Below are 8,292 nucleotides of genomic sequence, written 5' to 3' on the forward strand. Positions count from 1 at the left end.
CGGCCGCCCGCGTGGATCTGGGCCTTGACCACCCAGAAGTCGCCACCGATGGCCTTGGCGGCCTCGACGGCTTCATCTGGCGTGCGTGCGATCTTGCCAGCCGGAACCGGAATGCCGAACTGAGCAAACAGCTCCTTGGCCTGGTACTCGAAGGAAGGCCCGAGTATACGTCCGCCTGCACTGCGCCCAGTGACGATCCGCCGTGCCGGAAATGGCGGAATGCGGGCGGGGTGACAACCTTCAGCGGAGCGTGGACGAATCTGTCACCAGCCGTCCATCCACGACCCGTAGCTTCCGCACCTTGCCGGACATGGCGACATCGCGGTGGGTGGCGATGATCAGGCTGCGCGGGCCGATCCAGTGGTCGATGCCGTCTGCCACGCGAGCGCGGCTGGCCGGATCGAGGCCTTCGAAGGGTTCATCCAGGATGGTGAGTGCGGCTTTGCGCAACAGCACCGCGGCTGTCGCCACGCGCCGCGCTTCGCCGCCGGATAGTCCACGGCCGTATTCGCCGAGGGGTGTGGCCATCCCATCGGGCAATTGTGCCAACCAGCTCTGCAGGTCCACGGCGGCCAGCACGGCGCGCAGTTCGTCGTCGCTGGCCTGTGGATCGCCCAGCCGCAGGTTTTCCGCCAGCGTCATCGCAAACAGGTGCGGGCGCTGCGGCAGCAGGGCGATATGCCGGCGCAGTGTGGCTTCATCGAAGCGATGCAACGCGTGGCCGCCAAAGCGGATCGTGCCGCGATCCGGGTCGGCCATGCGCGCCGCCAGCGCCGCGAACGTCGACTTGCCACCGCCGGACGGGCCGCTGACCAGCACCCGTTCACCGGCCTCGATACACAGCGTGTCCACCTCGATGCCGACGCTGCGGTCGGGCCAGCGGAAGTGAACGCCGTCCATTGTCAGCGCGAAATTGCCAGCTTCCGCAGTCAATGGTTCGGCTGGCTGACGGGGAAAATCCAGCAACGGTTCAAGCCGATACAGCGCCTCCAGCCGGTCGGCGGCGGCGCGTGAGCGTCCATGGGCCAGCACCACGCCGGCGCAGGGGGTGATGGCTTCCAACGTGCCGAATGCCGCCAGGATAGCCAGTACCAGCCATGGCGCACTCACCGCATCGCCGGCGAGCAGGGCGTGACCAAGGCGTGCGGTTTGCCAAGTGGCCAGCCCGACCAGCGCGGTGATGCCGGCCACGGCCAGGGATTGAAGCAGGCGCTGGCGCCATTGCAGTTGCAGCAGGGCCTGGTCGTTGGCCAGCCAGTCGGCGCGGCGCTGTTGCCAGGCACCGCTCAGGCGCAGGGTGACGAAACCGCGTAGTGCATCGATCAGCTCGCTGCGACGGTGGGCACCGAAGGCCGCCAAATGTTCGCCGCTGCGGCGGGCACCGAAGGCCAGCAGCAGTGGTAGGCCCAACGTGGCCATCAGCAACCAGGGCAGCGCGCCCAGCGCCAGCTGCGGATGCGCCCAGTTCAGCAATAGCAACGCAACCGCCGTGACCAGCAGGCTCCACAGCCACGGCAGCCAGACCCGCAGTGGTGCTTCGTCGAGGGTATCGATGTCGCTGACCAGACGTTGCAACAGGTCGCCATCGGCCATGCGGGCCAGCGGTTCGGGTGCCAGCCGTGCCAGACGCGAGAAGGCATGCCGGCGCAGGTCAGCCAGCAGCCGAAGCACCGCTTCGTGCGAGATGATGCGTTCGCCATAACGCCCGGCGGTGCGGGCAATGGCAAAGAAACGGATCATCGCGCCGGGGCGAAAGATGTCGAAGACCGCCGCGCTGGCGACACTGCCGCCGGCAATGGCGGTGGCGGTGATGAAGTGACCGGACAGCGCCAGCAGCCCGAGCGAGGCGAGCAGAGTGATGCTGCCCAGCAGTGCAGCCAACGCGAACCAGCGCAGATGGCGTGGCTGCGAGAAGCGCGGGATCGCGGCATCGTGCGGCGGTTTCTGGTCGATGCCGCTCATATGCCGGGCTCCGGTACATCCGGCCGGCTGCTGTCGGCCAGCAGCCGGCCGCGCTCCAGCAGCAGGGTGCGGTTGATCCAGTCCGGGTCTTCGCTTTCGTGCGTGGCCATCAGCACGGTGCGGCCGTGGCTGGCCAGGCCCAGGGTGTGGCGCAGGCGCATGCCGGTTTCTGCGTCCAGTTGCGAGAAGGGCTCATCCAGCAGCCAGACATCGGCATCGCGTGCCAGCGCACGGGCCAGCGCCAGGCGTTGCAGTTGCCCGCCCGACAGCGTGCCCTGTGCACTGCCGACCACCGCATTGGCCTGGCTGGGCAGGGCGCGGACCACTTCGTCCAGTCCGGCCTCGGTCAGCGCCTGCCACAGTCGCGCCTCGTCGGCTGGCTGTCCGACCAGCACGTTGTCGCGGATGGATTGGAAAAACCATTCCGGGCGTTGTTCCATCCAGCCCAGACGCGGCCACCAGGCGGTGGTGTCTAGTGCCTGGCCGTGGATCAGGATGCGACCAGAGGTCGGTTGGATCAGGCCGGCAGCCAGCGCCAGCAGCGTGCTCTTGCCAGAACCGCTGGCACCGCGCAGTGCGATCCGCTCACCGGCGTTGACGGTGAAACACACGTTTTCCAGCGCCACACGCCCATCGGCATGACGCAGGCCGACATGCTCAAACACGATCAGCGGCGCTGCCGGATCGCTGCGTGCAGTGCTCGCAGGCATCGCTGCCGTTGCAGTGGCAGCGGCCGGCAGTTGCGCCTGCAATCCACGTAGTCTGGCAGCAGCAGCCAGCGCATCGGCGCGCACGTGGTAATCGGCACCGAGCTGGCGCAGCGGGGCGTAGAACTCCGGTGCCAGCAGCAGCATGAACAGCGCAGGGCCCAGCGTCATCGTCTGGCCGTAGTGGCCGATATCCAGACGCCCGAGCAGCGACAGCCCCAGATACAGCGCCAGCATCGCGATCGATAGCGAGGCGAACAGCTCCAGCACCATCGAGGACAGGAAAGCCAGCCGCAGCACCTGCATGGTGCGGGTGCGGTAATCCTCGATGCCGTGCCCGAGACGCGCGGCAGCCGGCATCACCTGGCCCAGCAGGCGCAGCATCGGCAGACCCCGGACCAGATCCAGGAACTGTCCGCCAAGCCGTGCCAGCGCATCGGCCTGGCGCTGGCTGGCGGCCGCCGCGCCACGCCCGACCAGATGCATGAACACCGGAATCAGCGGCGCGGTTCCGGCCAGGATCAGCAGCGCCATCCAACTGAACGGCGTTACCGCCAGCAGCAGCGTGGGTAGGGCCAGCGCGATCGTCAGGCGTTGCGGCAGGTAGCGCGAGACGTGTCCATCCAGCGCATCGACCTGTTCCGTGACCAGCGTCGACAACGCGCCGTCGTCACCGGCGTGGCCACGCAGCGGGCCGAGGCGTTCCAGCGTATCCAGCACTTCGGCCCGCACCTGCTGGCGCAGCCTCAACCCGGCGAGGCCGCCGGCGTAGTCGCGCAGCGCCAGCAGCCCGCTGCGCGCGCCGATTGCCAGCACCATCGCCAGCAACTGCCAGCCGGTATCAAAACGCCCTTGCACCCAGGTACCGACGGCAAATGCCAGCGCAGCGGCGAATCCGACATGCGCCAGTACCGCCGCCGCACCGGCCAGCCCGGCCAGACGCACCAGCCCGGACACGGATGCGGTGCGCTGTTGCAGCCACTGCACATCGCTGCTGATGGCAGGTTCCACCGGTCAGTACTGGTCGTTGCCGTCCTCGTCCGGATAACCATGGAATTCCAGCCACATCGCATTGATGATGCCGGCGAAACAGGCCATCAGTACGCCGAGGATCCACGTGAAATACCACATGCTCGTTCTCCTTTGTTCCGCTCAGTAATGCTCGTGCGAGTCGCTCACCTGTTCCAGCGTCACCGGTCCGCGCAGCACGCTGAATACCCAGCTGGTGTAGAACAGGATCAGCGGCAGGAACAGCACCGTCATCCAGAACATCCAGCGCAGCGTCAGCAGGCTGGAGGTTGCATCCCAGACGGTCAGGCTGTGCGCTGGCTCCAGGCTGGAGGGCATCATGAACGGGAACATCGCGATGCCGGCGGTCAGGATGGTGCAGGCCACCGCTACCGAACTGGCGATGAAGCCCACGCCGGGTCGCCGGGCCGCCAGCCACCAGGCGCCGAAGGCACCGGTGAAAGCCAGCAACGGCACCAGCCACAACACCGGCGTGGCCTTGAAATTGGCGAACCAGGCACCGGTCTGGCGCACCACCTCCTTGGCCACCGGATTGGAAGCGGCTTCGGTGCCGGCGAACGCGGTCAGCACATAGCCGTCGATGCCGAAACCGACCCACAGTCCGGCACCCGCGAAGCTCAGTGCGAACACCAGTGCCGCCACACCCAGCGCACGGTGTGCACGTTCGCGCAGGTGGCCGACGGTCTTCAATAGCAGGAACGCGGCTCCCTGCATCACCAGCATCGACAGGCTGACCACGCCGGCCAGCAGGCCGAACGGGTTCAGCAGGCCGGGCAGGCCGCCCTCGTAGTGCACCCGCAGGGAATCGTCGAAATAAAACGGCACGCCCTGCAGCAGATTGCCGAAGGCCACGCCGAACACCAGTGCCGGCACGAAGCCGCCGATGAACAGGCCCCAGTCCCACATCGAGCGCCATTGCGGGTGCGGCAGTTTGCTGCGGTAGTCGAAACCGACAGGCCGCAGGATCAGCGCGAACAGCACCAGGATCAGCGCCACGAAGAAGCCGGAGAAGGCGGCCGAGTAGATCAGCGGATAGGCCGCGAAGATCGCGCCGCCTCCAAGGATGAACCAGACCTGGTTGCCTTCCCAAGTCGGACCGATGGCGTTGATCAGCACGCGGCGCTCGTCATCGGTGCGCGCCACCCATGGCAGCAGGGCACCGACACCCAGATCGAAGCCGTCCATGATGGCGAAGCCGATCAACAGCACACCCAGGAACAGCCACCAGATGAAACGCAGGGTTTCATAGCTCATCAGGAAAGCGAGAAGTTCAGTCATGGCGGTGCTCCTCAGGCCTGCTGCGCGCTGGTCAGCGACGGCGTATCGGCACCGCCTGTCGGAGTCGGATCATCCGGTCCCTGTCGCGCGAACTTGATCATCAGATACATCTCGACCACCAGCAGTGCGGTGTAGAGCAGCACGAAACCGCCCAGGCTGAAGATCAGATCACCGACGCTGAGCGAGGACACGCTGATCCAGGTCGGCAGGATTTCCGCCACCGTCCATGGCTGGCGTCCGACCTCGGCCACGAACCAGCCCATTTCCGAGGCGATCCACGGCATCGGGATCGTGAACACCGCCAGTTTCAGCAGCCAGCGCTGGCGCAACACGGTATTGCGCGAGGTCGCAATGATCGCCAGCACGAACACGCCGAGCATGAAGAAACCGGCGCCCACCATGATGCGGAAAGCCCAGAACAGTGGTCCGACCGGTGGAATCCCGTCGCGTGCTGCCTGCGCGATCTGCTCGTCGGTGGCATCCACCACATCCGGGGCGTAGCGTTTGACCAGCAGGCCATAGCCCAGATCGGCCTGGTGTTCCATCAGGCGGGCGCGTGCGCCAGCGTCTTCCGGGTTAGCGCGCACCTGCTGCAACGCGGCGTAGGCCTGCATGCCGTTGCGGATCTTGATCTCGTGTTCGGCCACCAGATCGCGGATGCCGGTGATCGGTTTGTCGACCGAGCGGGTCGCGATCAGGCCCATGATCCACGGGATTTCGATCGCGTAATCGGTCTTCATGTTCTCCGAGTCGATCATGCCCACCACGGTGAACGGTGCCGGCGGCTGGTGCGTTTCCCACATGCCCTCGATCGCGGCCAACTTGACCTTCTGCGAATGGCCGATCTCATAGCCGCTCTCGTCGCCCAAAGTGATCACCGACAGCACCGAAGCCAGGCCGAAGGCGGCCGCGATCGCGAAGCTGCGCTGCGCGAATGCGATATGCCGGCCCTTGAGCAGATACCAGGCGCTGATGCCCAGCACGAAGCAGGCCGCCGTGGCATAACCGGCCGAGACCGTGTGCACGAACTTGACCTGTGCCACCGGGTTGAAGAACACCTCGGCAAAGCTGCTCATTTCCATGCGCAGGGTTTCCGGATTGAATTCGGCACCCACCGGGTACTGCATCCAGCCGTTGGCGATCAGGATCCACAGCGCCGAGAAGTTCGAGCCCAGCGCCACCAGCCAGGTCACCATCAGGTGCTTGACCCGGCTGAGCTTGTCCCAGCCGAAGAAGAACAGCCCCACGAAGGTCGATTCCATGAAGAACGCCATCAGCCCTTCAATCGCCAGCGGCGTGCCGAAGATGTCGCCCACGTACTGCGAGTAGTACGACCAGTTGGTGCCGAACTGGAACTCCATCGTGATGCCGGTGGCCACACCCAGCGCGAAGTTGATGCCGAACAACTTGCCCCAGAACTTCGTCATCTGTTTGTAGATTTCCTTGCCGGTCATCACATAGACCGACTCCATGATCGCCAGCATCAGCGACAGGCCCAGGGTCAGGGGAACAAACAGGAAGTGGTACATCGCCGTGGCTGCGAATTGCAGTCGCGACAGGTCGACGACCAACGGGTCCGGCATCATGGTGCTACTCCTTCGTCAGGCTCTTTTTTCAGGCTGCTCGAGTCGCAGTCTGAAAGGTTTGATCGGGGTCAAAGTGGTGGCGCCGGAGGGTGCGTCACTTTGTCGCAGCCGCAGCAAACTCGCGGTACGACTCCCAGGCATGGGCGGCGTACATCAGCGAGGGGCCGCCGCCCATGTAGACCGCCACGCCGAGCATTTCGCGCACTTCCTCGTCGCTGGCGCCCAGCCGCACCAGGGCCTTGCCGTGGAAGCCCAGGCAGCCGTCGCAGCGCGTCGCCACACCGATCGCCATGGCGATCAGCTCCTTGGTCTTTTCATCCAGCGCACCGGGCGCCATCGCGGCGCGCGCCATCGCGCCAAAGCCCTGCAGGGTGTCGGGAATGCCGCTGCGCAGTGGTGCCAGGTGGCGATTGATGTTGGCGATATGGTCCTGATAGCGGGTGCTGTCCATGTTGTTGTCCTTTCAGTTGTCCGCGTTGGCGGCAGGTTTGCGTGCGACCAGATCGACCAGCGCCGACATGCCGCTGTGGCCGCAGCCTTCGCTGATGACCGAGTCGTGTTCTTCCAGGTGCAGGATCTCCATGCCGGCGAAGGCTTCGCGCAGCATGGCGGCGGTGTAGAGCTGTTCGATCTGCTTCGGCCCGCCGGTGCCGTAGTCGAGCTGTTCCGGGCGATAGCCCTGCAGGATCAGAAGGCCGTCGGGTTTGAGGCTGTCGCGCATTGCGGCGAACAGGCGCTGGCGCAGTTCCGGGCCGGCGAACTGGATGAAGATCGCGGCCACCAGATCGAAGTGTTGCTGGCCGAAATCCCAGTGCGCCAGATCGGCCTGTTCGGTTTCCAGTGTCACACCGCGTGCGGCGGCCAGCGCACGGGCCTTGGCCAGTGCGGTTTCCGAGCCGTCCACCGACAGTACATCGAGGCCCTGCTGTGCCAGCCAGACGCCGTTGCGGCCTTCGCCATCGGCCAGCGCCAGGGCGCGCATGCCCGGTTGCAAACGGTGTGACTGGGCTACGAGGAAGGCGTTGGGTTCGGTGCCGTAGACGTAGTCGGGTGTGTTGAAGCGGGCATCCCACATGGCGATACCGGTCTTGGTGTTCATGGACATCTCCTCGATCAGCTGGACGTGGCACGGCTCATCGGCAGGCCGGCGGCGGCCCATGCGGCCATGCCGCCGCGCACGTTGATGCAGCGGCAATCCTGGCGCTGGCCGAGCAGGTTCTGGGCCAGACGCGAGCGCACGCCACTGTGGCAGATCAGCAGCAGTTCGCCGTTGTGGGCTGGCAGCGCGGCCAGCGCGGCGTGGCGCTGTGCACGGATGCGGTCCAGCGGCAGCGGCTGCGCGTCCAGCGCGTGGCCGGCGTTGAATTCGCCCGGCTCGCGCACGTCCAGCAGCAGGACACCGGCATTGATGCGTTGCACCGCCTGCTGCACGGACACCTGTTCACCGCCGAACCCGAACAGGGTTTTCAGCAGCGCGATCATGTCGCTTCATCCCCACCGGTCGCGCCCGGTCCGCAATAGATGCCGTGCAGGGTCTGGATGACCTCGAAGGCCGGGGTATAGGAAATTCAAACGCCCTTTTCGGCCAGTCTGGCGGGTAGGAAGCGGCCGCGCAAGCGCCGCTTTGGGCACAGATCGGGCACAGATCGGGCGCAGATCGGGGGTTCATGCGTGGGTTTTCGACATCGCGGGGCCACGCAGCGGCTCAGTGCGTAGCCATTTCTCACCGA

General features: G+C 65.8%; 9 protein-coding genes. All 9 read right to left on the bottom strand.

Annotated elements, in window-relative coordinates; translation table 11 throughout:
• Positions 1-167: ATP-grasp domain-containing protein (locus WB794_RS13115; RefSeq protein WP_337336315.1), on the bottom strand; the 167-nt coding region annotated here is incomplete at its 3' end.
• A gap of 73 nt (positions 168-240) precedes the next feature.
• Entirely contained in the window at positions 241-1,962 is a 1,722-nt protein-coding gene (cydC, locus tag WB794_RS13120) for a thiol reductant ABC exporter subunit CydC (protein ID WP_337336308.1), read from the bottom strand.
• Positions 1,959-3,680 carry a thiol reductant ABC exporter subunit CydD gene (gene cydD, locus WB794_RS13125; RefSeq protein WP_337336309.1) on the bottom strand — a complete coding sequence of 574 codons (1,722 nt, stop codon included), beginning with the start codon at positions 3,678-3,680 and terminating at the stop codon, positions 1,959-1,961. The genes cydC and cydD overlap by 4 nt, the downstream gene beginning before the upstream one ends.
• A gap of 3 nt (positions 3,681-3,683) precedes the next feature.
• Positions 3,684-3,800, bottom strand: coding sequence for a cytochrome bd-I oxidase subunit CydX (gene cydX, locus WB794_RS13130; protein ID WP_337336310.1), 117 nt, complete (start codon positions 3,798-3,800; stop codon positions 3,684-3,686).
• 21 nt (positions 3,801-3,821) lie between these two features.
• Positions 3,822-4,976, bottom strand: a complete 1,155-nt coding sequence (gene cydB / locus WB794_RS13135; protein WP_337336311.1) for a cytochrome d ubiquinol oxidase subunit II — start codon at positions 4,974-4,976, stop codon at positions 3,822-3,824.
• Positions 4,977-4,987: 11 nt separating this feature from the next.
• Positions 4,988-6,559 carry a cytochrome ubiquinol oxidase subunit I gene (locus WB794_RS13140; RefSeq protein WP_337336316.1) on the bottom strand — a complete coding sequence of 524 codons (1,572 nt, stop codon included), beginning with the start codon at positions 6,557-6,559 and terminating at the stop codon, positions 4,988-4,990.
• A gap of 97 nt (positions 6,560-6,656) precedes the next feature.
• Positions 6,657-7,013 carry a carboxymuconolactone decarboxylase family protein gene (locus tag WB794_RS13145; RefSeq protein ID WP_337336312.1) on the bottom strand — a complete coding sequence of 119 codons (357 nt, stop codon included), beginning with the start codon at positions 7,011-7,013 and terminating at the stop codon, positions 6,657-6,659.
• Positions 7,014-7,025: 12 nt separating this feature from the next.
• On the bottom strand, positions 7,026-7,661 hold the full coding sequence (locus tag WB794_RS13150; RefSeq protein WP_337336313.1) for an SAM-dependent methyltransferase: 636 nt from the start codon (positions 7,659-7,661) through the stop codon (positions 7,026-7,028).
• Between the two features lie 14 nt (positions 7,662-7,675).
• Entirely contained in the window at positions 7,676-8,044 is a 369-nt protein-coding gene (locus WB794_RS13155) for a rhodanese-like domain-containing protein (protein WP_337336314.1), read from the bottom strand.
• Positions 8,045-8,292: the final 248 nt, after the last annotated feature.

Origin of the sequence: Denitratimonas tolerans, assembly GCF_037203605.1 — a bacterium.
In the GTDB taxonomy this organism is placed as follows: Bacteria; Pseudomonadota; Gammaproteobacteria; order Xanthomonadales; family Xanthomonadaceae; genus Denitratimonas; species Denitratimonas tolerans.